At 59.3% G+C, this 26,606-nt stretch carries 22 protein-coding genes and 1 other RNA gene; 10 read left to right on the top strand and 13 right to left on the bottom strand.

Going from position 1 to position 26,606, the window contains the following annotated elements; genetic code table 11:
* Positions 1–21: 21 nt before the first annotated feature.
* The 7 genes from greA to grpE all read right to left on the bottom strand — a co-directional run bounded on the left by greA (position 22) and on the right by grpE (position 10,062).
* The gene (gene greA / locus ACEN93_RS20800) at positions 22–498 is read right to left on the bottom strand and encodes a transcription elongation factor GreA (protein WP_039769164.1); all 477 of its coding nucleotides are present in this window, start codon (positions 496–498) and stop codon (positions 22–24) included.
* Positions 495–3,716: a carbamoyl-phosphate synthase large subunit gene (gene carB / locus ACEN93_RS20795; protein WP_039769162.1), complete on the bottom strand. Its 3,222-nt coding sequence runs from the start codon at positions 3,714–3,716 to the stop codon at positions 495–497. The genes greA and carB overlap by 4 nt, the downstream gene beginning before the upstream one ends.
* Positions 3,717–3,842: 126 nt before the next feature.
* Positions 3,843–4,979 (bottom strand): glutamine-hydrolyzing carbamoyl-phosphate synthase small subunit, encoded by a 1,137-nt coding sequence (carA, locus tag ACEN93_RS20790; RefSeq protein ID WP_064593337.1) that lies wholly within the window; start codon positions 4,977–4,979, stop codon positions 3,843–3,845.
* Between the two features lie 256 nt (positions 4,980–5,235).
* Entirely contained in the window at positions 5,236–6,042 is an 807-nt protein-coding gene (dapB, locus tag ACEN93_RS20785) for a 4-hydroxy-tetrahydrodipicolinate reductase (RefSeq protein WP_007953764.1), read from the bottom strand.
* Between the two features lie 9 nt (positions 6,043–6,051).
* Entirely contained in the window at positions 6,052–7,176 is a 1,125-nt protein-coding gene (gene dnaJ, locus ACEN93_RS20780) for a molecular chaperone DnaJ (RefSeq protein ID WP_039769159.1), read from the bottom strand.
* 297 nt (positions 7,177–7,473) lie between these two features.
* Complete coding sequence (gene dnaK, locus ACEN93_RS20775) at positions 7,474–9,390, bottom strand: molecular chaperone DnaK (protein ID WP_134334081.1); 1,917 nt, start codon at positions 9,388–9,390, stop codon at positions 7,474–7,476.
* 102 nt (positions 9,391–9,492) lie between these two features.
* Positions 9,493–10,062 (bottom strand): nucleotide exchange factor GrpE, encoded by a 570-nt coding sequence (gene grpE, locus ACEN93_RS20770; RefSeq protein WP_039769154.1) that lies wholly within the window; start codon positions 10,060–10,062, stop codon positions 9,493–9,495.
* Positions 10,063–10,302: 240 nt separating this feature from the next.
* Here grpE and recN point away from each other — a divergent pair, with 240 nt between their 5' ends.
* Entirely contained in the window at positions 10,303–11,976 is a 1,674-nt protein-coding gene (gene recN / locus ACEN93_RS20765) for a DNA repair protein RecN (RefSeq protein ID WP_039769151.1), read from the top strand.
* A gap of 75 nt (positions 11,977–12,051) precedes the next feature.
* On the opposite strand, the gene fur is transcribed toward recN, so the two are convergent.
* Positions 12,052–12,456, bottom strand: a complete 405-nt coding sequence (gene fur / locus ACEN93_RS20760) for a ferric iron uptake transcriptional regulator (RefSeq protein ID WP_039769149.1) — start codon at positions 12,454–12,456, stop codon at positions 12,052–12,054.
* A gap of 97 nt (positions 12,457–12,553) precedes the next feature.
* Between fur and ACEN93_RS20755 the strand changes: the two genes are divergently transcribed.
* Positions 12,554–13,081, top strand: a complete 528-nt coding sequence (locus ACEN93_RS20755; protein WP_039769148.1) for an outer membrane protein assembly factor BamE — start codon at positions 12,554–12,556, stop codon at positions 13,079–13,081.
* 61 nt (positions 13,082–13,142) lie between these two features.
* Here ACEN93_RS20755 and ACEN93_RS20750 read toward each other — a convergent pair whose 3' ends face one another.
* The 3 genes from ACEN93_RS20750 to ACEN93_RS20740 are packed head-to-tail and all read right to left on the bottom strand — an operon-like array spanning position 13,143 to position 15,295.
* Complete coding sequence (locus ACEN93_RS20750) at positions 13,143–13,457, bottom strand: RnfH family protein (RefSeq protein ID WP_074691917.1); 315 nt, start codon at positions 13,455–13,457, stop codon at positions 13,143–13,145.
* The gene (locus tag ACEN93_RS20745) at positions 13,450–13,884 is read right to left on the bottom strand and encodes a type II toxin-antitoxin system RatA family toxin (RefSeq protein ID WP_003221509.1); all 435 of its coding nucleotides are present in this window, start codon (positions 13,882–13,884) and stop codon (positions 13,450–13,452) included. Before ACEN93_RS20745 ends, ACEN93_RS20750 begins: the two co-directional genes overlap by 8 nt.
* Positions 13,885–13,891: 7 nt before the next feature.
* A complete protein-coding gene (locus ACEN93_RS20740; RefSeq protein ID WP_039769144.1) occupies positions 13,892–15,295 on the bottom strand; it encodes a sodium-dependent transporter in 1,404 nt (467 codons plus the stop codon).
* Between the two features lie 119 nt (positions 15,296–15,414).
* Between ACEN93_RS20740 and smpB the strand changes: the two genes are divergently transcribed.
* On the top strand, positions 15,415–15,897 hold the full coding sequence (gene smpB, locus ACEN93_RS20735; protein WP_007953781.1) for an SsrA-binding protein SmpB: 483 nt from the start codon (positions 15,415–15,417) through the stop codon (positions 15,895–15,897).
* 51 nt (positions 15,898–15,948) lie between these two features.
* Here the strand turns inward: smpB and ACEN93_RS20730 are convergent, their stop codons facing one another.
* Positions 15,949–16,716, bottom strand: coding sequence for an FCD domain-containing protein (locus tag ACEN93_RS20730; protein ID WP_039769141.1), 768 nt, complete (start codon positions 16,714–16,716; stop codon positions 15,949–15,951).
* A gap of 262 nt (positions 16,717–16,978) precedes the next feature.
* Here ACEN93_RS20730 and ACEN93_RS20725 point away from each other — a divergent pair, with 262 nt between their 5' ends.
* From ACEN93_RS20725 to ssrA, 7 genes are all read left to right on the top strand, one after another.
* Positions 16,979–18,673 carry a lactate permease LctP family transporter gene (locus tag ACEN93_RS20725; protein WP_064593333.1) on the top strand — a complete coding sequence of 565 codons (1,695 nt, stop codon included), beginning with the start codon at positions 16,979–16,981 and terminating at the stop codon, positions 18,671–18,673.
* A 150-nt stretch (positions 18,674–18,823) separates the two neighbouring features.
* On the top strand, positions 18,824–19,648 hold the full coding sequence (locus tag ACEN93_RS20720; RefSeq protein WP_495610461.1) for a (Fe-S)-binding protein: 825 nt from the start codon (positions 18,824–18,826) through the stop codon (positions 19,646–19,648).
* Positions 19,645–21,099 carry a LutB/LldF family L-lactate oxidation iron-sulfur protein gene (locus ACEN93_RS20715; RefSeq protein WP_495610460.1) on the top strand — a complete coding sequence of 485 codons (1,455 nt, stop codon included), beginning with the start codon at positions 19,645–19,647 and terminating at the stop codon, positions 21,097–21,099. Before ACEN93_RS20720 ends, ACEN93_RS20715 begins: the two co-directional genes overlap by 4 nt.
* A complete protein-coding gene (locus ACEN93_RS20710) occupies positions 21,099–21,770 on the top strand; it encodes a LutC/YkgG family protein (protein WP_039769132.1) in 672 nt (223 codons plus the stop codon). The genes ACEN93_RS20715 and ACEN93_RS20710 overlap by 1 nt, the downstream gene beginning before the upstream one ends.
* A complete protein-coding gene (locus tag ACEN93_RS20705) occupies positions 21,767–24,589 on the top strand; it encodes an FAD-binding and (Fe-S)-binding domain-containing protein (RefSeq protein ID WP_495610459.1) in 2,823 nt (940 codons plus the stop codon). The genes ACEN93_RS20710 and ACEN93_RS20705 overlap by 4 nt, the downstream gene beginning before the upstream one ends.
* Positions 24,590–24,719: 130 nt before the next feature.
* Positions 24,720–24,998, top strand: coding sequence for a PA2433 domain-containing protein (locus ACEN93_RS20700; RefSeq protein ID WP_007953788.1), 279 nt, complete (start codon positions 24,720–24,722; stop codon positions 24,996–24,998).
* A 95-nt stretch (positions 24,999–25,093) separates the two neighbouring features.
* Positions 25,094–25,483: a transfer-messenger RNA gene (gene ssrA, locus ACEN93_RS20695) on the top strand.
* A 106-nt stretch (positions 25,484–25,589) separates the two neighbouring features.
* On the opposite strand, the gene ACEN93_RS20690 is transcribed toward ssrA, so the two are convergent.
* Positions 25,590–26,591 (bottom strand): restriction endonuclease, encoded by a 1,002-nt coding sequence (locus ACEN93_RS20690; protein ID WP_103385625.1) that lies wholly within the window; start codon positions 26,589–26,591, stop codon positions 25,590–25,592.
* Positions 26,592–26,606 lie beyond the last annotated feature (15 nt).

The following is a 26,606-nucleotide window of genomic DNA, read 5'->3' as shown; positions in this document are numbered from 1 at the left end:
GCATGCAGCGGGCGCCCACCCTCAGATGTGAAGGACTTTGACAATCTCGTACTCGATATCGCCACCTGGCGTTTTCACGACGACCGTATCGCCCTCTTCCTTGGCAATCAAGGCGCGAGCGATCGGCGAGCCGACCGAAATCTTGCCGAGTTTGATGTCCGCCTCATCCTCACCCACGATCTGGTAAGTCACGCTTTCATCAGTCTCGACGTTGGCGATTTCGACGGTAGTGCCGAAAATCACTTTGCCGGTGTGCGGAATGGTCGTCACGTCAATGATCACCGCGTTCTGCAGGCGACCTTCGATGTCACGGATCCGCGCCTCGACCATGCCTTGCTGTTCGCGCGCAGCATGGTATTCAGCGTTTTCTTTCAAATCACCCAACTCGCGGGCCGTACCGATGTCCTGGCTGAGCTTCGGACGAACGACCTTGGTCAGGTGAGCATGCTCTTCTTCCAGGGCCTTGGAGCCCTGGACGGTCATTGGGTATTTATTCATGCCTTCAATCCTGCGTGTAGATCCTGCAAGCGGCGTACGGTCTTCTCGGGACCGAACTTCAGCGCTTCGCAGATAGCTTCGCCAGCAGCAATGGTGGTGGTGCAGTAAATCTTGTGCTGCAAGGCGTTACGGCGAATGGAATAGGAATCGGCGATCGACTGGCGACCTTCGGTGGTGTTGATGATCAGAGTGACTTCGTCATTCTTGATCATGTCGACCACGTGTGGACGACCCTCGGTCACCTTGTTCACGCGACGCACTTTCAGGCCTGCTGCTTCGATCAGCTTGGCAGTGCCGGCGGTGGCGACGACTTCGAAGCCCAAGTTGATCAGATCACGGGCCACGCCTGCAACCAGTGGCTTGTCATCATCGCGTACGCTGATGAACGCAGTACCGCCGGTCGGCAGCACTTCGCTGGCGCCCATCTGGGCTTTGGCGAAGGCTTCACCGAAGGTGTCGCCTACGCCCATCACTTCACCGGTGGACTTCATCTCTGGGCCGAGGATCGGGTCAACGCCAGGGAACTTGGCGAACGGGAATACCGCCTCTTTCACGCTGTAGAAGTTCGGGATGATTTCCTTGGTGAAGCCGATTTCCTTCAGGGTTTTACCGGCCATCACGCGAGCCGCGACCATTGCCAGGGAAATACCGATGCACTTCGACACGAACGGTACGGTACGGGAAGCACGCGGGTTGACTTCGATGACGTAGATGTCCTCGCCTTGCAGCGCCAACTGAACGTTCATCAGGCCGACCACGCCCAGCTCCAGGGCCATTTTCTTGACCTGTTCGCGCATCTCGTCCTGGATGTGCGCCGGCAGCGAGTACGGCGGCAGCGAGCACGCGGAGTCACCGGAGTGAACGCCCGCCTGTTCGATGTGCTGCATGATCGCGCCGATCACCACGTCCTTGCCGTCGCAGACCGCATCCACGTCCATCTCGATGGCGCAGTTGAGGAAGTGGTCGAGCAGCACCGGGCTGTCGTTCGACACTTGAACCGCGTCACGCAGGTAACGCTTGAGTTCTTCTTCCTTGTAGACGATTTCCATCGCCCGGCCGCCCAGTACGTAGGACGGACGCACCACCAGCGGGTAACCGATCTTCGCGGCAGCGCGAACGGCTTCGTCTTCGCTGCGCACGGTGGCATTTGGCGGCTGACGCAGGTTCAGGCGCTCAACCATTTGCTGGAAGCGCTCACGGTCTTCGGCACGGTCGATGGCGTCAGGGCTGGTGCCGATGATCGGCACGCCGGCCGCTTCCAGAGCACGAGCCAGCTTCAGAGGCGTCTGGCCGCCGTACTGGACAATCACGCCTTTCGGCTTCTCGACGCGGCAGATTTCCAGCACGTCTTCCAGGGTCACTGGTTCGAAGTACAGACGATCGGAAGTGTCGTAGTCAGTGGAAACGGTTTCGGGGTTGCAGTTGACCATGATGGTCTCGTAACCGTCATCGCGCAGCGCCAGTGCCGCGTGTACGCAGCAGTAGTCGAACTCGATGCCCTGACCGATACGGTTCGGGCCACCGCCGAGGATGATGATCTTGTCACGACCGGACGGCGCGGCTTCGCACTCTTCCTCGTAGGTCGAGTACAGGTAGGCGGTGTCGGTGGCGAACTCGGCCGCGCAGGTGTCGACGCGCTTGTAAACCGGGAACACTTCCAGCTTGTGGCGGTGAGTACGCAGGTTCTTCTCGGTGACGCCCAGCAGCTTGGCCAGACGCTGGTCGGAGAAACCCTTGCGCTTGAGTTTGTACATCAGATCGCGGTCGATAGCGGACAGACCGAGGGTCTTGACCTTCTCTTCGTCCTTGATCAGATCTTCGATCTGCACCAGGAACCACGGATCGATCATGTTCATGCCGAAGATTTCTTCGACGGTCATGCCGGCGCGGAAAGCGTCCGCCACGTACCAGATACGCTCGGCGCCCGGCACGGTCAGTTCGCGCTTGAGCACGCTCATGCTTTCCGGGTTGCTCAGGTCGACTTTCTCGTCCAGACCGCAAACACCCACTTCCAGACCGCGCAGGGCTTTCTGCAGGGATTCCTGGAAGGTACGGCCGATGGCCATGACTTCACCGACCGACTTCATCTGAGTGGTCAGGCGCGCGTCAGCGTTGGCGAACTTCTCGAACGCGAAGCGCGGCAGCTTGGTCACGACATAGTCGATGGACGGCTCGAAGGACGCCGGGGTACGGCCGCCGGTGATGTCGTTCTGCAGTTCGTCGAGGGTGTAACCGACGGCCAGCTTGGCCGCGATCTTGGCGATCGGGAAACCGGTGGCTTTCGAGGCCAGAGCCGACGAGCGGGATACACGCGGGTTCATCTCGATCACGACCATGCGGCCGGTGTCCGGGCAGATACCGAACTGAACGTTGGAACCACCGGTCTCGACGCCGATCTCACGCAGTACCGCCAGCGAGGCGTTACGCAGGATCTGGTATTCCTTGTCGGTCAGGGTCTGAGCCGGGGCAACAGTGATCGAGTCACCGGTGTGCACGCCCATCGGGTCGAAGTTTTCGATCGAGCAGACGATGATGCAGTTGTCCTTTTTGTCGCGGACAACTTCCATTTCATATTCTTTCCAGCCGATCAGCGATTCGTCGATCAGCAGTTCCTTGGTTGGCGACAGGTCCAGACCACGGGCGCAGATTTCTTCGAACTCTTCACGGTTGTAAGCGATACCGCCACCGGTGCCGCCCATGGTGAAGGACGGACGGATGATGCACGGGAAGCCCAGGCGCTCGAGCACCGCGTTGGCTTCTTCCATGCTGTGGGCGATACCGGAACGCGGGCATTCCAGGCCGATGGCCTTCATCGCCTTGTCGAAACGCGAACGGTCTTCAGCCTTGTCGATGGTGTCGGCATTGGCACCGATCATCTCTACGCCGAACTTCTCCAGAACGCCTTCGCGCTCCAGGTCCAGGGCGCAGTTCAGAGCAGTCTGGCCGCCCATGGTTGGCAGCACGGCATCCGGACGCTCTTTTTCGATGATCTTGGCAACGGTCTGCCACTTAATCGGCTCGATGTAGGTGGCGTCGGCCATGTCCGGGTCGGTCATGATGGTGGCCGGGTTGGAGTTCACCAGGATGACGCGGTAACCCTCTTCGCGCAGGGCTTTGCAAGCCTGGGCGCCGGAGTAGTCGAATTCGCAGGCCTGGCCGATAACGATCGGGCCAGCGCCGAGAATCAGGATGCTTTTAATGTCTGTACGTTTTGGCATGGGTTTGTCACTCAAATCCGCAGGTCAGTCGGCAAGCCGTCTTGATCGATTTCTGAAGTCCCGAGGGGGCCGCCGGTTCCGGGGCCGCCCTCGAGGGGCTTCTCGCTACAGTCTCAAGGCGAGCGCTTAGCGTCGCTTGGCCATCTCGTTGATGAAGCGGTCAAACAGGGGGGCAACATCGTTCGGGCCCGGGCTCGCTTCAGGGTGACCCTGGAAGCTGAACGCGCTCTTGTCGGTACGCTCGATGCCTTGCAGGGTGCCGTCGAACAGCGATTTATGGATCGCGCGGACGTTGGCTGGCAGGGTCGCTTCGTCAACCGCAAAACCGTGGTTCTGGCTGGTGATCATCACGACGCCAGTGTCCAGATCCTGAACCGGGTGGTTGGCACCGTGGTGGCCGTGGCCCATTTTCAGGGTCTTGGCGCCGGAGGCCAGAGCCAGCAGTTGGTGACCGAGGCAGATGCCGAAGACCGGAATTTCGGTTTCCAGCACTTCCTTGATGGCCTTGATTGCGTAGTCGCAAGGCTCCGGGTCACCAGGGCCGTTGGACAGGAACACGCCGTCCGGCTTCAGAGCCAGCACGTCGGCAGCCGGGGTTTGCGCCGGAACCACGGTCACGCGGCAACCGCGCTCGACCAGCATGCGCAGGATGTTGACCTTGACGCCGTAGTCGTAGGCAACCACGTGGTATGGCAGCTCGGAGGCTTCGATGGTCGCGTGGCTGTCGGTTTTCAGATCCCAGACAGTGGAGCGCCATTCGTATTGGGTCTTGGTGCTGACGACTTTCGCCAGATCCATGCCCTTCAGGCCCGGGAAGCCTTGCGCAGCGGCGATGGCCGCCTCTTCGGAGATGTTGTCGCCGGCCATGATGCAGCCGTTCTGTGCGCCTTTTTCACGCAGGATGCGGGTCAGGCGGCGGGTGTCGATACCGGCGATTGCCACAACATTGTTGGCTTTCAGGTAATCGGACAGGGACATCGTGTTACGCCAGTTGCTCGCTACCAGCGGCAGGTCACGGATGACCAGACCAGCGGACCAGACGCGGTCGGACTCGGCGTCTTCCGGCGTCGTGCCGGTGTTGCCGATGTGCGGGTAAGTCAGGGTAACGATCTGTTGGGCGTAGGAAGGATCGGTAAGGATTTCCTGATAGCCGGTCATTGCGGTGTTGAACACCACCTCACCAACGGTCTGACCGTCGGCTCCAATGGCTTCGCCGCGAAAAATGCTGCCATCAGCAAGGGCGAGTATGGCTGGCTTAGTCAAGAAGACCTCCCGTAAATAACGCATGAAAGGGCAATCGCAGGTTGTAAAAAAGCGGAGTGACGTATGGACACGTCACCCCGCTTCTTCACTGAATTATTCTGCGCGCTTTTAGTGGACACACTAAAGCTGTAGCTTACAGAAAAAGGGATTTTTGGTCTACCGCCAATGAGCCTGAAAGGCCGGAGAATGCGACAGGGCGTCGCTCAGCGGATTGAAACCGGCACAAACAGGGCGTTTGCGCCGGATTCAGAACATCTCAATGCAGGTCGAGCACGTCCTGCATGTCGTACAAACCAGGCTCGCGAGCATCCAGCCACAACGCCGCACGCACCGCGCCCTTGGCGAACGTCATGCGGCTCGAAGCCTTGTGTGTGATCTCCAGGCGCTCACCTTCGCAAGCAAACAGCACCGTGTGATCACCCACCACATCACCACCACGAACAGTGGCGAAGCCGATGGTCTCACGCTCACGGGCACCGGTGTGGCCTTCACGACCATAGACCGCAACCTTCTGCAGATCACGATCCAGCGCATTGGCGATCACTTCACCCATGCGCAGGGCCGTGCCCGATGGCGCATCGATCTTGTGGCGGTGATGGGCCTCAATGATTTCGATGTCCGCATCTTCCGCCAACACCCGTGCCGCCATGTCGAGCAGCTTCAGCGAAAGGTTGACGCCGACACTGAAGTTGGCGGCGAACACGATCGGAATATCCTTGCCCGCCTCGGCCAGCAACTGCTTCTGCGCAGCATCCAGCCCGGTCGTGCCAATCACCATCGCCTTGCCGGCCTTGCGGCAGAAGGCCAGGTTTTTCAGCATGACTTCCGGCAGGGTGAAGTCGATCAACACATCGAACTCTTCCGCCACCGATTCCAGATTGCCGGACAACGGCACGCCGATTCGACCGAGCGAAGCCAGCTCACCGGCATCCACGCCGATCAGCGTACTGCCAGGACGGACAATCGCAGCCGTCAAACCGGTCAGCGGCGCGCGCTGCTGCACCGCCTCGACCAGAATCTTGCCCATGCGCCCGGCAGCGCCCATCACAGCTATACGTCGCATGCCGACTCCTTACAGATCGCCGAAGAAGCGCTTTACACCGTCGAACCAACCGGTAGTTTTCGGGGAATGGCTGTTGTCGTCCGCCAGGGAACTGCGGAACTCTTCCAGCAATTCACGCTGACGACGGTTCAGATTGACCGGCGTCTCGACGGCCACACGACACATCAGGTCGCCCGCACCACCGCCACGCACTGGCGCAACACCTTTACCGCGTACGCGGAACTGCTTGCCGGTCTGAGTCCCTTCCGGAATCTTCAGTTTGACGCGACCATCGAGGGTCGGAATTTCCAGCTCGCCACCCAGGGCTGCGTCGACAAAGCTGATCGGCACTTCGCAGAACAGGTGCTTGCCGTCACGCTGGAAGATGTCGTGTTCGCGGACGTTGATCACCACGTACAGGTCCCCGGTCGGACCACCCTGAGTGCCCGCCTCGCCTTCGCCGGACAGACGAATGCGGTCACCGGTGTCGACACCGGCCGGCACTTTGACAGAGAGGGTTTTGTACTCTTCGACGCGACCGTCGCCGTGGCAGGAATCGCACGGATCGGAAATGATCTTGCCCTGGCCATGGCAGCGCGGGCAGGTCTGCTGCACCGAGAAGAAGCCTTGCTGCATACGCACCTGACCGATGCCGCCGCAAGTCGGGCAAGTCGATGGCGACGAGCCTTTCTTGGCGCCCGAACCGTCGCATGGTTTGCAATTGACCAGCGTCGGAACGCGGATATTCACGGTCGTACCGCGTACCGCTTCTTCCAGGTTCAGCTCCAGGGTGTAACGCAAATCGCTGCCGCGCTGAGCGCCGCCACGGGAGCCGCCGCGACCGCCACCGAAGAAGTCACTGAAGACATCACCGAAGATGTCGGAGAAGTTCTGACCGCCGAAGCCTGCACCGCCGCCACCCATGCTCGGGTCGACGCCGGCATGACCGTACTGATCGTACGCTGCACGCTTGCTGGAATCGGACAGCACTTCGTAGGCTTCGTTGGCCTCCTTGAACAGATCTTCCGACGCCTTGTCACCGGGATTACGGTCCGGGTGGTGCTTCATCGCCAGACGGCGATAGGCCTTTTTCAGGTCTGCTTCGCTTGAGCCGCGCTCAACACCCAACACTTCGTAATAGTCACGCTTAGCCATAAGTTCTTCATACTCTTGAGGACGTTCGGCAAACCCCTCCTGAGCTTCGCCAAACTCGTTGAGCCCCAATACAGGCCCGGACCCAACTCACGTCAATTCAACGATCCTGGTCTTTGGTTCATGCGGTATTTACGGCGCGAAAAGCAGGAGCATTCCCGGCCATACCGCCAACACACGAAGCTTGTCGCATGCTGTAAAAATTCGCGTATTCCAGATACGCCAACGCGGGAGCAAGCTCCCGCGCGGCGACATCCTACCAGTCGCCGCCGCAAGGCAGTCAACCGGGCGACCAACAACTTACTTGTGGTCTTTGACTTCTTCGAACTCGGCATCGACAACATCGTCAGCCTTCTCAGCCGATTCGCCTTGCGGTGCCGCGCCTTCAGCAGGCTGAGCCTGTTCGGCGTACATCTTCTGGGCAACCGGCGCAGAGACTTTCGACAGCTCTTCAACCTTGGCGTCGATGGCAGCCTTGTCGTCGCCTTTGACGGCGGCTTCCAGGGCAACCACAGCCGCTTCGATTGCAGTCTTCTCTTCTGCAGTCACTTTGTCGCCAGCGTCAGCGATCATCTTGCGAGTCGAGTGAACCAGTGCGTCACCCTGGTTACGGGCAGCGGCCAGCTCTTCGAACTTGCGGTCTTCCTCGGCGTTCAGCTCGGCGTCGCGCACCATTTTCTGGATTTCTTCATCCGACAGACCAGAGTTGGCCTTGATGGTGATCTTCTGCTCTTTGCCAGTCGCCTTGTCCTTTGCACCTACGTGCAGGATGCCGTTGGCGTCGATGTCGAAGGTCACTTCGATCTGCGGAACGCCACGTGGAGCTGGTGGAATGTCGGCCAGATCGAACTTGCCCAGGGACTTGTTCTGTGCGGCTTGCTTGCGCTCGCCTTGCAGGACGTGAATGGTCACGGCGCCCTGGTTGTCGTCGGCGGTCGAGAACACTTGCGATTTCTTGGTAGGAATCGTGGTGTTTTTCTCGATCAGCGCGGTCATCACGCCACCCATGGTTTCGATACCCAGGGTCAGCGGGCTGACGTCAAGCAGCAGAACGTCTTTCACGTCACCGGCCAGAACGGCGCCCTGGATCGCAGCACCCATGGCAACAGCTTCGTCCGGGTTCACGTCTTTACGTGCTTCTTTACCGAAGAAATCGGTAACTGCCTTCTGCACCAGAGGCATACGAGTCTGACCACCAACCAGAATCACGTCGTTAATTTTGCTGACGTCGATACCGGCGTCCTTCAGAGCAATACGGCATGGCTCGATGGTACGGTTCACCAGATCTTCGACCAGCGACTCGAGCTTGGCACGAGAGATCTTCACGTTCAGGTGCTTAGGACCAGTCGCGTCTGCTGTGATGTACGGCAGGTTGACGTCGGTCGACTGCGATGAAGACAGCTCGATCTTGGCTTTCTCAGCGGCTTCTTTCAGACGCTGCAAGGCCAGAGGATCGCTCTTCAGGTCCATGCCGGACTCTTTCTTGAACTCGTCGACGAGGTAGTCGATCAGGCGCATGTCGAAGTCTTCACCACCCAGGAAGGTGTCACCGTTGGTGGCCAGCACTTCGAACTGGTGCTCGCCGTCAACTTCAGCGATTTCGATCACGGAAACGTCGAAAGTACCACCACCCAGGTCGTAAACGATCACGGTGTGATCGCCCTTGGCCTTGTCCATGCCATAAGCCAGAGCGGCTGCGGTTGGTTCGTTGATGATACGTTTTACGTCCAGACCGGCGATGCGACCAGCATCTTTAGTCGCCTGACGCTGACTGTCGTTGAAGTAGGCCGGAACGGTGATCACCGCTTCGGTCACTGCTTCGCCGAGGTAGTCTTCGGCGGTCTTCTTCATCTTTTTCAGGACTTCGGCGCTGATTTGCGGCGGAGCCATCTGCTTGCCGGAAGCCTCGACCCAGGCGTCACCGTTGTTGGCCTTGACGATCTTGTAAGGCACCAGCTTGATGTCTTTCTGTACAACTTCTTCGTCGAAGCGGCGGCCAATCAGGCGCTTCACTGCGAACAGTGTGTTGTGCGGGTTGGTCACAGCCTGACGCTTGGCCGACTGACCGACCAGGATTTCGCCATCGTTGGCATAAGCGATGATCGACGGCGTAGTACGCGCGCCTTCAGCGTTTTCAATAACTTTGGCTTTGCCGTTTTCCAGCACGGAGACGCAGGAGTTGGTAGTCCCCAGGTCGATACCGATAATTTTGCCCATGTTCACTCTCCCGAAACTTTGGATTTTTTTGCCGCAGCAGTGGTGGCTGACTGCGGTAATACTTAAACGCTTGACTTGTAAATGGGGGCCTTGCGGCTAATTTCAAGCCTTCTCGTCAATCGAAGGCGAAACTGGCGCCGGCGCCTTGCTGACCACAACCATCGCCGGACGCAGCAGGCGACCGTTGAGCTGGTAGCCCTTCTGGAACACCTTCAGAATGCTGTTCGGCTCCAGGACATCACTTTCCTGCATGGCCATTGCCTGGTGCTCCACGGCGTTGAACGGTTCGCCTTCCTGCGGGCTTACAGCGACAAGCTGGTAGCGCGTGAGGGTGTCGTGAAACATTTTCAGGGTCAGCTCGATGCCTTCGCGCATCGGACGGATGCTTTCGTCATCCGGGCTCGACAGCTCGAGGCCGCGCTCCAGGCTGTCGACGATCGGCAGCAGGTCGCCGGCGAATTTTTCCAGCGCAAACTTGTGCGCCTTTTCGACATCCTGCTCGGCACGGCGGCGGACGTTCTGCAGATCGGCAGCTACGCGCAGCGATTGATCCTGCGCGGCGGCCAATTGCTCTTCGAGCACTTGTACACGGGTCGCCAGGTCATCACCCGAAGTCTCGGGCGCCTGATTGGCTTCTGGGTTTTGCGTATCTACTGTCTGTTCGTCAGCCATGGAATTCTCCTTTCAATATCGTCCGCGAGTTCGATTCGCGCTTCTGCCCCGGTATATGGGGCCGCAAAATCAGGCTTCAAGGGCTGACAACGATTAACCCTACAAAAAAGTGCTGCATTGGCATTCCTGCGTGCGACAAGCATTTGATCGGATCATCCCCATTGAGCCGAGCGAGGGCATTGTCAGCTCGAAACAAAACACTGTATAAATAACCAGACCTAAAGTTTGGGAGCGGCCTTTATGCTGGTGCACCTGTCCGTACACAACTACGCCATCGTTGAACATCTCGATCTCGAGCTCGATCGCGGCATGAGCGTGATTACCGGGGAAACCGGCGCCGGCAAATCGATCATGCTCGACGCCCTGGGCCTGACGCTCGGTGATCGCGCCGACAGCGGCGTGGTGCGACCGGGCGCCGACAAGGCCGATATCCTGGCGACCTTCGATCTGGCCGATATTCCCGAGGCCAGTACCTGGCTGGCGGAACGCGACCTGGAAACCGACGGTCCGTGCATCCTGCGTCGAGTCATCACTTCCGAAGGTCGCTCACGCGGCTATATAAATGGCACCCCCTGCCCGCTCGGCGATCTCAAGGCGCTCGGCGAGCTGCTGATCGACATCCACAGCCAGCACGAACACCAATCCCTGCTCAAGACCGATACCCACCGGCGCCTGCTCGACGAGTACGCCGGGGCGACCGATCTGGCGCGCCAGGTACATCTGGCAGCCCAGCGCTGGCGCCAGACTCGCCAGGAGCTGGAGCGCCTTTCCAACTCCGGCGACGAACAGCGCGCGCGCCATCAGTTGCTCAGCTACCAGCTCGAAGAACTGGAAAACCTCGGCCTCGGAGAAAACGAGCTGGAAGAACTGGAGCAGGAACACAAGAACCTGACCAACGCCGAAACCCTGCTCGGCATCTGCCGACAAGTGGTCGAGCAATGCAGCGAAAGCGATTCCGGCAACGTTTTGAATGCCCTGACGGCCAGCCTCAATAGACTGTCGAGCGTGAACAACTCGGTCGGCGCGCTGGGTGAAGCGAGCAGCCTGCTGACCAGTGCGCAGATCCAGGTCGAAGAAGCCGTCGGCGAACTCAATCGCTTTCTCGACAACTTCGATGCCGACCCGGCGCGCCTGCAATATCTGGAAGAACGTCTGGACTCCATCTACACGCTGGCACGCAAACACCGCATTCAGCCAACTGAAGTGGCGGAGATGCAGCAGAAGCTGCTCGACGAGATCGAAGCGCTGGACGCCAACGATGAATCCATCGAACGCCTCGCCGAGGAACTCGCATCCTATGCCCGCCATTATCAGGAAAAGGCCCGGGAGCTGAGCGAGCTGCGTCATCAGGCAGCCGGCAGTCTGGCAAGCGCGGTGGAGCAGGAGATTCAACGTCTGGGCATGCCCGGCGGGCGCTTCACCATCGAATTGCGCGCCAACAACAGCAGTGAGCTGCAACCCAATGGTCTGGAACAAGTCGAGCTGCTGGTCAGCGCCAACCCGGGCCAACCCTTGAAGGCCTTGGCCAAAGTGGCGTCCGGCGGTGAATTGTCACGGATCAGCCTGGCCATCCAGGTGATTACCGCCCAGACCTCTCGCGTACCGACATTGGTATTCGACGAAGTGGACGTGGGGATTGGCGGTCCAACGGCTGAAATCGTCGGTCAACTGTTGCGCCGCCTCGGAGATCGCGGACAGGTACTGACGGTTACGCACTTGCCGCAAGTCGCGGCTCAGGGGCATCAGCATCTGTTCGTGCACAAGGTGCGAGGCGAGCAGGCCACTCACACGGCTGTTTCGAAGCTGAGCAAGAATGACCGTATAGAAGAAGTCGCACGCATGCTTGGCGGCATCGATCTGACCAAAGAGTCTTTGGCGCACGCGAAAAAGATGGTCGTCACCGCAAAGGTTTAAGCACGCCAGAAAGCACGAAGGCGACCCTTGGGTCGCCTTCGCTCGTTTCGCGAACCTGAAATTCGCGCGACATGCTTACTTTTTGTTGCGTACGTACAGTACGAGATTGTGATCAACCATCTCGTAACCGTGCTTCTCGACGATCGCCTTCTGAAGTTTTTCGATTTCTTCGTCGAAGAATTCGATGACTTCGCCCGACTCCACGTTAACCATATGGTCGTGGTGGCCACCGTCGGCCAATTCGAATACCGCGTGGCCGCCGTCGAAGTTGTGACGGACCACGAGGCCAGCCGCTTCGAACTGGGTCAGAACACGGTAGACCGTGGCCAGACCGACGTCCTCGCCAGCTTCCATCAACGCCTTGTAGACGTCCTCGGCACTCATGTGACGCTGCTCTGTAGAGTCGAGCATTTGCAGGATCTTGACCCGTGGCAGGGTCACTTTGAGGCCGGCTTTGCGTAGTTCGCTATTTTCAACCATGGTCAGCTTTCTCGCGATGCTGCTTCGCAGCTTCTCTTAATGCGGGTATGATCGGCGTTTACGTTGTCCCAGCCAAGATAGTGGAAGTCGCCCACCGATGCAAAACACCAAGCTCTTGCTAACCAGTTTCACCTTTGTGGGACTGCTCGCACTCGCCGGTTGTTCATTCCCCGGGGTTTACAAAATCGACATCCAGCAGGGCAATGTCGTCACGCAGGACATGATAGACCAGTTACGCCCGGGAATGACCCGGCCGCAAGTACGGTTTATCATGGGCAACCCTCTGCTTGCCGACACGTTCCACGCCAACCGCTGGGATTATCTGTACAGCCTGCAACCTGGTGGCGGTGAGCGCCAACAGGAACGCATGAGTGTCATTTTCGACTCGAATGACCGCCTCGTCAGCCTGTCCGGTGACTTCATGCCGGGCGTCAGCCGTGATGAAGCAATTCTCGGCAAGGACAGCGGCACCAGCGTGACCGCTCCTGCTGAAAACACCGAACAGCCGAAACCGGAACAACCGGCCAAGCCTGGCTCCTTGCTGGATCAGATCCAGAAGGACGTCGATGGTGTGGAAACCGTTCCGGTTCCAACGCCAGAACCGCTGGACACCTCGCCGCAATAAATTGCGACGCAATAAAAAACCCGGAAATTCCGGGTTTTTTATTACCTGCCGCTTGGCCAGCCTACTGATTTCGCGCCTTGGCTTCGGCAGCCTTGGCGGCACGAAGACGACGCACCTCTTTCGGATCTGCCAACAGTGGCCGATAGATCTCGATGCGATCGCCCTCCTGAACCCGTCGAGCATCCGGATCAGCAATCACTTTGCCGAAGATCCCCAAAGGACAGCTCTTCAGATCCAGCTCCGAAAATTCAGCATCAATCCCGGACGCCATCAGCGCCGCACGCACCGTCGTACCCTCAGCAACACTGATTACACGCAAAACCTGACGATCAACCGCCGCATACACCACTTCGACTTCGATCACCGGCTCAACCATGCATCTGCTTGGCGCGCTGGCAGAACGCGTCCACCAATGTATTGGCTGCCTGATTGAACAAAGGACCGAGCGTCGCGCGGACCAGCGGCCCGGCGTAGTCGAAGGACAGATCCAGACTGATCTTGCAAGCCTTCTCGTTCAGCGCCTTGAATACCCAGACGCCGTGCAGCTGATTGAACGGTCCCTCCTCCAGGTTCATCTCGATCGACTGCCCCGGCACCAGCGTATTGCGTGTCACGAAGTGCTGACTAAGCCCACCCTTGGCCACGCCGACACTGGCGCGCATGTGCTCAGGCGAGCTTTCCAGGACTTCAGCAGACGAGCACCACGGCAGAAATTCCGGGTAACGTGCCACGTCATTGACGAGGTCGTAGAGAAATTGCGCCGGATAAGGCAGCAGCGCCGATCGTTGAATATGTGTCGTCATGTAAGCGTCACTTCCAGAGCTGGGCGGCAAACACTACAAGAATGCCGATGGGCGCCACATAGCGCATCAAAAACAGAGACAGGGCGAACAGCGCCGGGCTGCGAATCGACAATTCATCACGCACCGCCTCACGCCCCATCACCCAACCGGCAAACAGCACAAAGCACAGCCCACCGAGCGGCAACATGATGCGCGAGGTGAAGAAGTCGATCACGCCAAAGAAGTCCAGGCCACCGGCCGCACCCCACTGGTAGAGATGGAACACCCCACCATCGTTCACGAAAAATTTGGCTTCCTTCCAGATATTGAAGGAAAACACCGTGCCCAGGCCAACGAACCAGCAGGTGAACGCCAACCAGAATGTCACCCAGGCACGGCTGATTTTAGTCCGCTCGACCAGATAGGCGACCATTGGCTCCAGCAGGGAAATCGCCGAGCTCCAGGCCGCAATGGCCACCAGAACGAAGAACACCACGCCCATCAACTGGCCGAACAGCACGTTACCGAAAGCAAATGGCAGGCTGACAAACATCAGCCCCGGGCCTTCGCTCGGGTTCAAACCACCGGCGAACACAATCGGAAACAAGGCCAGACCAGCCACCAGCGAAACAAAGGTATCGAGCAGCGCCACACCGACGACCGTGCCGGACAGCGAGGCTTCCTTGGTCATGTAGGCGCCATAGATCATGATCGAGCCCACGCCCACGCTCAGGGAGAAGAACGCGTGACCCATGGCCGGCAGCAAGCCGTCGAGGACTTTTTCCGGGTGGAAGTCGAACATGAAATGCACGCCTTCCATGAAATGCCCGGTGGTCATGCTGTAACCCAGCAGCACCAGCACCATCACGAACAGCAGCGGCATCATGATCCGCAGGCTGCGCTCGAGCCCGGCAACCACGCCCTTGGCGATCACCACCGCCGACAACAGCATGAAAACCGTGTGCCACAGCGTGATACGCCACGGGTCGGCGATGACATTCCCGAAGTACGCCCCGACCTGATCAGCCGTCGCGCCCTGGAAGTCTCCGCGCCCCATATCAATGATGTAATCCAGCGACCAGCCGCCGACCACACTGTAGAAAGACAGGATCAGCAGCGCCGTGATCATCCCGGCGAACGCGCCCCACGACCACTTGCCCGAGTGCCCGGCTTCCCGCGCCAGCACCTTCAGGGCATTCGCCGGACTCTGGCGGGCACGGCGGCCGATCAGGGTTTCGGCGAGCATCACCGGGATGCCGATCAGCGCGATACATGCCAGAAACATCAGCACGAAGGCGCCGCCACCGTAGACCCCGACCATGTAGGGGAATTTCCAGATGCTGCCCAATCCCACGGCCGAACCGGTCGCGGCGAATATGAAAACCCAGCGGCTAGCCCAACTGCCGTGGACAGAAACCTTGTCTGTCGACATCGTTTATCACGCCCAAGCGTTAGAAAAAGAGGCCGCATTGTCCGGGATTCACTCAACCTGCTCAAGCACGCAGCATCACCGTAGCCGACAGCCATTTATCTCCATATAATGCCGCCCCTATGGCTAAACAGAAGAAACACCCAACAGGGACCATCGCGCAAAACAAAAAGGCGCGACACGATTACTTCATCGAGCACAAGTTCGAGGCTGGTCTGGTCCTGGCCGGCTGGGAAGTAAAAAGTCTGCGGGCAAGCAAGCTGCAACTGGTCGACAGTTACGTGTTGCTCAAGGATGGCGAAGCCTGGTTGCTAGGCAGCCACATCACGCCTCTGATGACCGCCAGCACCCACGTCATTGCCGACCCGGTGCGTACCCGCAAGTTGCTGCTCAACCGCCGCGAGCTGGACAAGCTCGCCGCCGCCGTGCAGCAGAAGGGTTACGCCTGCGTGTGCCTGTCCTGGTACTGGAGCAAGCACATGGTCAAGTGCGAGATCGCTCTCGGTAAGGGCAAGAAGGAATACGACAAGCGCGATACCGAACGCGAACGCGACGCCGGTCGCGAGTTGCAGCGTGCGGTGCGCAACAAGGGCAAGGAAGACTGATTCTTCTGCCTGAATGACCGCTCCCGTGCCTCGCACGGGAGCGGTCTTTTTTTACATCCCTTTGCGTCGCTCGGCGCGAGCCATGCGCTGTACTTCCTGCCGCACTTCTTCCAGCACTTCCTGCACATACAGAATGTGTCGGCTGGACACCTCACGCGCCTGTTCCGCGCGCCCCTCGATAATCGCCAGATACAACTCCCGATGCTGGGTGATCAGCATGTCGCGGGTTTCCGTGCGCTGCTTGTACATGCCACCGATGTTGGTCACGACGTTGCGCTTGAGCAGATCGAACAGCCCGCGAATGGTGTGCAGCAACACCGCGTTATGACTGGCTTCGGCAATCGCCAGGTGGAATTTCGCATCCGCCGCGCCCTCTTCCGCCCGGCTCACTTCATCGTGACGCGAATAGCAGTCCTGTAACTCTTCAAACGCCGCCGTCAGCCGTTCGCGGTCCACATCCGTGGCGCGCAATGCCGCGTAATAGGCGCACGATGCCTCCAGCGTGTGGCGAAATTCCAGCAGATCACGTTGCGCCTCAGGATTGCTTTCCAGCAGTTGCAGCAGCGGATCGCTGAACGTCGAACCGAGGCTTTCCACGACATAGTTGCCGCCGCCCTGCTTGCTGACCAGCAACCCCTTGGCCGCAAGCTTCTGAATCGCCTCGCGCAAAGAGGGCCGAGAAACGCCGAACTGTTCCGCCAGAGTCCGCTCGGCCGGCAGACGCTCGCCGGACTTCAGCGTGCCCTCGAGAATCATCCCTTCCAGTCGCTCGACAATGTCGTCAGACAAACGGCGCTGACGTATCTGATCAAACCCCATCACTCAACTCTCCACCATCCCGACCGCTCGCCGGGCTCTCTATTCTGGCCTATCGGCGCTGCGCCGACACCTGCCAGATGACGCCAATTCAACCGGTGCAATCCGACTCGCCGTCCGGTTGTTCGACAAAAGTTTTAGGGCGGCAAATTGACACACCGACATCAAGGCTTTTACCCTAGCCGACAGCACTTGTAAATTGGTCTTACCAATTAACCAAGTAAGCTGACAGTGCCTGACCAACAACAATTAGGGGCCACCCCATATGCAAACCTGGCAACAGCTCTACAGCCCGCTCGGCAGTCTCGGCGTGTCCGCACTCGCGGCCGTCATCCCCATCGTTTTCTTCTTCCTCGCCCTGGCGGTGTTCCGCCTCAAAGGTCATGTGGCCGGCAGCATCACGCTCGCCCTGGCCATCGCCGTGGCGATCTTTGCGTTCCAGATGCCGGTCGACATGGCGTTCGCCGCTGCCGGATATGGCTTCGCCTATGGTCTGTGGCCGATTGCCTGGATCATTGTGGCGGCGGTGTTCCTGTACAAACTGACGGTCAAGAGCGGTCAGTTCGAGGTCATCCGCAGCTCGGTGCTGTCGATCACTGACGACCAACGCCTGCAGGTGCTGTTGATCGGTTTCTGCTTCGGTGCATTCCTCGAAGGTGCCGCCGGTTTCGGCGCGCCGGTGGCGATTACCGCTGCGCTGCTGGTTGGCCTGGGTTTCAACCCGCTGTACGCCGCCGGCCTGTGCCTGATTGCCAACACCGCACCGGTGGCGTTCGGCGCGCTGGGGATTCCGATCATCGTGGCCGGGCAAGTCACCGGCATCGACGCGTTCAAGATCGGCGCCATGACCGGCCGCCAGTTGCCGCTGCTGTCGCTGTTCGTGCCGTTCTGGCTGGTGTTCATGATGGACGGCCTGCGCGGTGTGCGTGAAACCTGGCCAGCCGCACTGGTTGCCGGCCTGAGCTTCGCTGTCACCCAATACTTCACTTCGAATTTCATCGGCCCGGAGCTGCCGGACATCACGTCGGCCCTGGCCAGTCTGATTTCGCTGACCCTGTTCCTGAAGGTCTGGCAACCGAAACGTGCCGCCGGCCAGCACATCGTCGGCGCCGTATCCGCTTCGGTGGTCTCCGCCAGCGTCGGCGGTTTCGGCCAGAAGCGCACCACCGTCGCTTCGCCCTACAGCCTCGGGGAAATCTTCAAGGCGTGGTCGCCGTTCCTGATCCTCACCGTGCTGGTGACCATCTGGACCCTCAAGCCTTTCAAAGCCATGTTCGCCGCCGGCGGCTCGATGTACGCCTGGGTGTTCAACTTCGCGATTCCGCACCTTGATCAACTGGTCATCAAGACTGCACCGATCGTTGCCGCCCCGACCGCGATCCCAGCCGTGTTCAAACTCGACCCGATTTCCGCGACCGGCACGGCGATTTTCTTCTCCGCGCTGATCTCGATGCTGGTGCTGAAGATCAACTTCAAAACTGGTCTGACCACTTTGAAAGAGACTTTCTACGAACTGCGCTGGCCGATCCTGTCGATCGGCATGGTGCTGGCGTTTGCCTTCGTCACCAACTATTCCGGCATGTCCTCGACCATGGCTCTGGTGCTGGCCGGTACTGGCGCAGCGTTCCCGTTCTTCTCGCCGTTCCTCGGCTGGCTCGGCGTGTTCCTGACCGGTTCCGATACCTCGTCCAACGCCCTGTTCAGTTCGCTGCAAGCAACCACCGCTCACCAGATCGGGGTCAACGACACCCTGCTGGTGGCAGCCAATACCAGCGGCGGCGTGACCGGCAAGATGATCTCGCCACAATCGATCGCCGTGGCCTGCGCAGCAACCGGCCTGGTGGGCAAGGAATCCGATCTGTTCCGCTTCACCCTCAAGCACAGCCTATTCTTTGCAACGATTGTCGGCCTCATCACTTTGGCTCAGGCCTACTGGTTCACCGGCATGCTGGTGCATTAAGACTACAAGCGACATGGAAATAACCGACGCCGGTCCGTGATTCCGGCGTCAGCAATTCACAACCCGGTCTGTAAGGCTGCTGAAAGCAACGCGCTCTATATTCGGCAGCCTCAACAGACGGATAACCGGGCCCACCCGGAGACACGCCTGATGAGCGAGCTTTTTTACAACGCTGTGCCCAACGCCACTCGCGTCGCACCGCCACTGCCCAAACCCCGGCAATACCCCGGCGAGAAACCGTCGCGGGTCTACCTGTTCGGCACGTGCGTAGTCGACCTGTTCTACCCGGAAGCCGGGATGGACGCGATCCACTTGCTGGAGCGCGAAGGCATCCGGGTCGACTACCCGCAAGGGCAGAGCTGCTGCGGACAACCGGCCTACACCTCGGGTTACACCGAGCAGGCACGGACGGTGGCGCGCTCGCAACTGGCGCTGTTTGCCGGGGACTATCCGGTGGTGGTGCCGTCGGGTTCGTGCGCCGGAATGATCCGCGAGCATTACGCCGACTTGTTCAAGGACGAGCCGGAAACGTTGAAACAGGTTCAGGCCCTTGCGGCCCGCACCTATGAATTGGCCGAGTTTCTGCTGTTCGTCTGCAAGGTGCAGCTCAAGGACAGCGGCGAGCCGGTCAAAGTGGCGCTGCACACCTCGTGTTCGGCGCGACGGGAAATGAACACCCACCTGCATGGCCGCGAGTTGTTGGCGCAGTTGAGCAACGTGGAACGGGTCAACCACGATCACGAAAGCGAATGCTGTGGCTTCGGTGGGACATTCAGCGTCCGTATGCCAGACATTTCCGGCGCGATGGTGGCTGACAAGACCCGGGCGTTGAAGGAATCCGGTGCACATCAGGTACTCAGTGCCGACTGCGGCTGCTTGATGAACATCAACGGCTCGCTGGAAAAACAGCAGGAAGCGCTGCGCGGGCAACACCTGGCGAGCTTCCTCTGGCAACGAACCGGAGGTGCGCGATGAGCACTTCCACGATTATTCCTACGGTTGCCGTAGAAGAAGACTTCCGCACCCGGGCACACAACGCCCTGGGCGACTCGCAGTTGCGGAACAACTTCCGCACCGCGATGGATTCATTGATGACCAAGCGGGCAGCGGCTTTCAGCGATGCCCACGAAAGAGAACACCTGCGCGCCCTGGGCAACTCGATCAGGGCGCGTGCGCTCTCCAAGTTGCCCGACCTGCTCGAGCAACTGGAACAGAACCTGACCCGCAACGGTGTGACAGTGCACTGGGCGGAAACGGTGGACGAGGCCAATGGCATCGTCCTTTCGATCATCCGCGCTCACGAGGCGCGGCAAGTGATCAAGGGCAAATCGATGGTCAGCGAAGAGATGGAGATGAACCATTTCCTCGAGGCTCGGGACATTGAATGTCTGGAGTCCGACATGGGGGAGTACATCGTCCAGCTCGACCACGAGAAGCCTTCACACATAATCATGCCGGCAATCCACAAGAATGCCGGTCAGGTCGCGTCCTTGTTCCACGACAAACTTGGCGTGGAATACACCAAGGACGTTGACCAACTCATTCAGATCGGTCGCAGGGTCCTGCGGCAGAAATTCTTCGAAGCGGACATCGGCGTCTCCGGTGTCAACTTCGCCGTGGCCGAAACCGGCACCCTGCTGCTGGTGGAAAACGAAGGCAACGGGCGCATGACCACCACCGTGCCGCCGGTGCACATCGCCGTCACCGGCATCGAAAAAGTCGTGGAAAACCTGCGTGACGTGGTGCCGCTGCTGTCATTGCTGACCCGCTCGGCGCTGGGCATTCCGATCACCACCTACGTCAACATGATCTCCGGCCCGCGCAAGGAACACGAACTCGACGGCCCGCAGGAAGTGCATCTGGTGCTGCTCGACAACGGTCGCAGCCAGGCCTTCGCCGACAGCGAACTGCGCCAGACGTTGAACTGCATCCGCTGCGGCGCCTGCATGAATCATTGCCCGGTTTACACCCGCGTCGGCGGCCATACCTACGGCGAGGTTTACCCGGGCCCGATCGGCAAAATCATCACCCCGCACATGGTCGGCCTGGCGAAAGTCCCGGATCACCCGAGCGCCTCTTCGTTGTGCGGGGCCTGCGGAGAAGTGTGTCCGGTAAAAATTCCGATCCCCGCACTGTTGCGCCGCCTACGCGAAGAGAACGTCAAAGCCCCCGACAGTCCTCATCAAGTGATGCGCGGCCAGGGCAGCAAGTATTCGCGCAAGGAACGTTTCATCTGGAACGCCTGGGCGAAGCTCAACAGCTCGCCGACCCTGTATCGACTGTTTGCGTTTTTCGCCACACGCCTGCGCGCCATGGCGCCGAACAACGTCGGCCCGTGGACGCAGAACCACAGCGCTCCGAAACCCGCCGCCCGCTCATTGCATGACATGGCTCGCGAACACCTGGCCAAACAAGGAGACCGTTGATGAGCGCCAAGCAAAACATCCTCGGCAAGTTAAAGAAAAGTCTGACCGGCACCACCCCGATTGCCGACAACTTCGATGTCGATCTGGTGACCCAACCCTACACCTACAGCACCGAACAACGGATCCCGCAACTGCGCAAACTGATGGAAGCGGTGCACACCGAAATCCATCTGACTTCCGCTGATGGCTGGCCGGCGCTGCTGGCGCAATTGCTGCGCGACCGTCAGTTGCCGAGCCTGCTGATCGCACCGACTACGCCTCACGGGCAACGCATCACACAACACTGGGCGAACAATCCTGATCTGCCGGCGCTGAAATCCTACGACCGGCCGATGGAGGAATGGAAAGCCGAGTTGTTCAACGACACCCCGGCCAGCCTCACCGGCACCCTCGGCGCCATCGCCGCCACCGGCAGCCTCATTCTCTGGCCGACCCGCGAAGAACCGCGGCTGATGAGCCTGGTACCGCCAGTGCATTTCGCCCTGCTCAAGGCCAGCCAGATCCGCGACAACTTCTATCAGGTGCAGCAGGAATTCGAGTGGGCCCAAGGCATGCCGACCAACGCGCTGCTGGTGTCCGGCCCCTCGAAAACCGCCGACATCGAACAAGTCCTGGCTTACGGCGCCCACGGCCCGAAAGATCTGGTGGTGTTGATCCTGGAGGACCAATGACCTTACCGGCGACTTTCCTGCGCGATGCGCAGCAGCTGATTCCGGCTGAACGGCGTTTCGACGATCCGCTGTCGACCCTGGCTTTCGGCACCGATGCCAGCTTCTACCGGTTGATTCCGCAACTGGTGATCCGCGTCGAATCCGAAGATGAAGTGGTAGCGCTGCTGAAACTGGCCCAGCGCGATCAGGTCCCGGTGACCTTCCGCGCCGCCGGCACCAGCCTGTCCGGACAGGCGATCAGCGATTCGGTGCTGATCGTGCTTGGAGATAACTGGAACGCTCGCGAAATCCGAGGCCAGGGCACACAAATCCGCCTGCAACCGGGCGTGATCGGTGCCCAGGCCAACGCATGGCTCGCACCATTCGGGCGCAAGATCGGTCCGGATCCGGCGTCGATCAATGCCTGCAAAATCGGTGGCATCGTCGCCAACAACGCCAGCGGGATGTGCTGCGGCACTGCGCAAAACACCTATCACACGCTGGCCGGGATTCGTCTGGTGCTGGCCGACGGCACGCGACTCGACACCGAAGATGCCGCCAGCGTCGAGGCGTTTCGAGTCAGCCACGGTGACTTGCTGGAACGTCTGGCGAGCTTGGGCCGCGAAACCCGCGCCAATGCCGAACTCGCCGCGCGAATCCGCCACAAATACCGTCTGAAAAATACCACCGGCCTGTCGCTCAACGCCCTGGTGGATTTCGATGAGCCTGTGGATATCTTGAGCCACTTGCTGGTCGGTTCCGAAGGCACGCTTGGCTTCATCAGCGCGGTGACTTACGACACGGTGATCGACCACCCGAGCAAGGCCTCGGCGCTGATCGTATTCCCTGACGTCGAGACCTGCTGCAACGCCGTCACCGTGCTGAAAAGCCAACCGGTATCCGCGGTAGAACTGCTCGACCGCCGCAGCCTGCGCTCGGTGCAGGACAAACCCGGCATGCCGGCTTTCGTACAGCAGCTGTCGAACAATGCCTGCGCGCTGTTGATCGAATCCCGCGCCGCTTCTTCCACTTTGCTGCAGGAACAACTGGCGCAGATCATGGCGTCGCTCAATGGCTTCCCGGTGGAAAAGCAGGTCGACTTCACCGAAGACCCGGTCGAAAACGCCCGCCTCTGGGCGATCCGCAAGGACACCTTCCCTGCCGTTGGCGCGGTGCGCAAAACCGGCACCACGGTAATCATCGAAGACGTGACCTTCCCGGTCGAGCAACTGGCCATCGGCGTAAACCGCTTGATCGAGTTGTTCGATAAACATTCCTACGACGAAGCGATCCTTTTCGGACACGCGCTGGAAGGCAATCTGCACTTCGTCTTCACCCAAGGCTTCAACAGCCCGGAAGAAGTCGCACGCTATCAGGCGTTCATGGACGACGTGGCGCAACTGGTAGCCGTGGAGTTCGGCGGCTCGCTGAAGGCGGAGCACGGCACCGGGCGCAACATGGCGCCCTTCGTCGAACTGGAATGGGGCAGCGACGCCTATCAATTGATGTGGCAGCTCAAACGCCTGCTCGACCCCAACGGCATTCTCAATCCGGACGTGGTGCTCAGCGAAGATCCGCAGATCCACCTCAAGCACCTGAAACCGCTGCCGGCGGCCGACGAGATTGTGGATAAATGCATCGAGTGCGGTTTCTGCGAGCCGGTCTGCCCCTCGAAAGGCCTGACCCTGAGCCCGCGCCAGCGCATCGTGATCTGGCGCGATATCCAGGCGCGAAAACGCGCCGGGATCGACACCACCGAACTGGAAAAAGCCTACGACTACCAAGGCATCGATACCTGCGCCGCGACCGGCTTGTGTGCGCAACGCTGCCCTGTAGGAATCAACACCGGCGAGCTGGTGAAAAAGCTGCGCGGCCGTCACGCGACACATACGAAAACCGCCAACCTGATCGAAGGAAATTTCGCCACCACCCTGCAAGGTGCGCGTTTCACCCTGCATGTGGCCAACGGTGCGCGGATGTTGTTGGGGGCACCGCGCCTGGCGAAGCTTTCGGCGACCCTGACGCGACTGTCCAAAGGTCAGGTGCCGCTGTGGACCAACGCGATGCCGCAGCCGGAAAAAGCCATTCGCTTCAGCCCGGCCGTGTCGGACGAGCGCCCGCGCGTTGTGTATCTGGCGGCCTGTGTATCGCGGGTGATGGGGCCGGCGGCGGGCGACAAGGAGCAGATGTCGCTGTACGACAAAACCCGTGGCCTGCTGGAAAAGGCCGGTTATCAGGTGGTGTTCCCGGACAATCTGGACAACCTCTGCTGCGGCCAGCCCTTCGCGTCCAAGGGCTATGCCGAGCAGGCCGAGCACAAGCGTCAGGAACTGATCGGCGCACTGCTCCAGGCTAGTCGCGGCGGGCTCGATCCGATCTATTGCGACACCAGCCCCTGCACGCTGCGGCTGGTGCAGGATGTGGGAAATGTTCGCCTGGATCTGTATGACCCTGTGCGCTTCATCCGTACGCATCTGATGGATCGTCTCGACTTCACCCCGCAGGAAGCACCGATTGCCGTTCACGTGACCTGCAGCACTCAGCACCTTGGGGAAAGCCAGGCGTTGATCGAACTGGCGCGCCAATGCAGCAAGACGGTAGTGATCCCGGAAGGCATTCACTGCTGCGGTTTCGCCGGCGACAAGGGTTTCACCACGCCGGAGCTCAACAGCCACTCACTGAGAACGCTCAAGGATGCGGTGCAACAGTGCAGCGAGGGGATTTCCACCAGCCGCACCTGTGAGATCGGTCTGACACAGCATGGCGGTATCGACTACCACGGTCTGGTGTATCTGGTGGACCGGGTGACCCAAGCCAAAGCCCCCGCAACCGCCCTCTGAAGAAAAATAGAACCCTTGTGAGCGACCGCAGTCCACAGAACAGGCCCCGAACAATCGGGGCTTGTCCTCCATTCGGTTGCCCGTCCTGACGGCCAGCGAAGTCTGGATCCCTCAGTTCAAGGAGATTCATATGAAACGTTCTGTACTGTTAGGTCTGTTCGTTACTGCCTCGATGATGGCGTCGGCTTCGTTCGCTGCCGACAAGCCCGCTGACCTGTGTGATGCCAATCTGCAAACCATCAACAACGCCAAGGCGCAGGCAATGGCCTCACCCGACCTGAATCAGCGGGTAGAAGCCAGTGTGCAAAAAGCCCAGGCACTCAAGGCCCAGGGCAAGATCGACGAATGCGTGGCTGAAACCCAGCAAACCATTCTGGAAATCCGCAAAACCAGCGGAACCAACAACTGATCGAAGCTCAGGCCAACCTTCGGGTTGGCCTTGTGAGCCGTTTGGCGTACACTGCGCAGGCTTGTTGCTCATAAGCCACACAGAGCGCCAGGCTCGGGGCCGTTTAGGATTCGACGCCGGTTGCGAAACTCTAGGTGCATGCCGACTTGGTAACAGAAGTCGTAAATCCACTGTTGCAACTACTTATAGTTGCCAATGACGACCAATACGGTGCTGCTCTCGCTGCTTAATTGCAGCTGACATGCACTCCTGGTACCTTCGGGTCCAGCAATCATCAGGGGATGTCTGTAAACCCAAAATGATTGTCATATAGAACAGAATCGCCGTGCAGTACGTTGTGGACGAAGCGGCTAAAACTTACACAACTCGCCCAAAGCACCCTGCCCGTCGGGTCGCTGAGGGTTAACTTAATAGACACGGCTACGCATGTAGTACCGACAGCGGAGTACTGGCGGACGGGGGTTCAAATCCCCCCGGCTCCACCAACTCAACAAAAAAGACGTCTTCGGACGTCTTTTTTTGTGTCTGCGATTCGGTGCTGATTTTGGAAATTTAAAAATCAGCACCTGCTTTTTTGGCCAGCGAGGCTTTTTACGCAGGCATGTAAAAATAGCTCAACGGCACCAATCGCTTGGTCTCCGGATCAGTAGCCGGGTAATGAGCCATCAACGTGCGAGCCAGTTCATCCAGCGTCCACATTGTCAGATGGACATGGGCTCTCTCTCCCTCATAAAGCGCCTCCTTGGTGAACCCGCCAGTGCTGACATACAGCCCGCGATCATCCTTGTGCCTACCGCCCAAGAAGCTACGAATCTCACTACTCCCCATCCGGGCATTTCGATGTTTAACCTCCACAACAATGCGTGGCGGCTCAAACCCAAAACCATCAGGGGAAGCGATGATGTCTTTCCCCCTATCAGCACCGGCCGGTGAAACGAGCGTCTTGTAACCCATTGCTCGCAAGATTCCAGCTACCAGCTCCTGCATTTCAGCCCAATCCAGGCTGTTGATTTGATCCTTGATCCGCTCGAAGGCAATCTCCTGAACACCCTTCAACGGGTCTTCCAGGGCCTCTGGGTCTTCAATAGGATCTTTCGGCATAGCGGAGACGTTTTTACCAGTAGCGAGGGCCAGCAATTCCTTCTGAGCATCCTCTGCAACATTAAATACGGTTAGCGTAGATCCCAGACTGTTTCTGCTCGCGCCAGTGAGCTTGTCGCGATCAACCTCCTGCGGGAACCACTCAACAGACCTGGTTAAAGACATCCCATCATCCGCCAGATCTGGGCGAAGCTGGCATTCACCGGTGAAGCGACCGACCAGATACGTTCGGTTCGCGGGAGAATACGTAACGACCGTATCGCCAATGCTGATTTCGTTAACGAAGCGAAATACCTGTGAAGCACCAGATACGGCACTCCCGTCCTTAATCCCTGGCTGAAGGTCTTTATAGGCTTGAATCAATGCCTTCCGAGAAACGCCGGGCTTGGCCTCTGGGGCTAGTTGAGCCCAACCAATCGCCGCCATATTGCGATCCCTGAAATCGTCATAGAGACGGCCGCCGTCACCTCGGATCATCCACATCGCTGGCATGCTGACACTCGTTAT

The sequence above is a fragment of the Pseudomonas sp. Pseusp21 genome (assembly GCF_059492145.1).
Note: the sequence above shows the minus strand (reverse complement) of the source record. Positions and strands in the feature narration are given on the sequence as shown.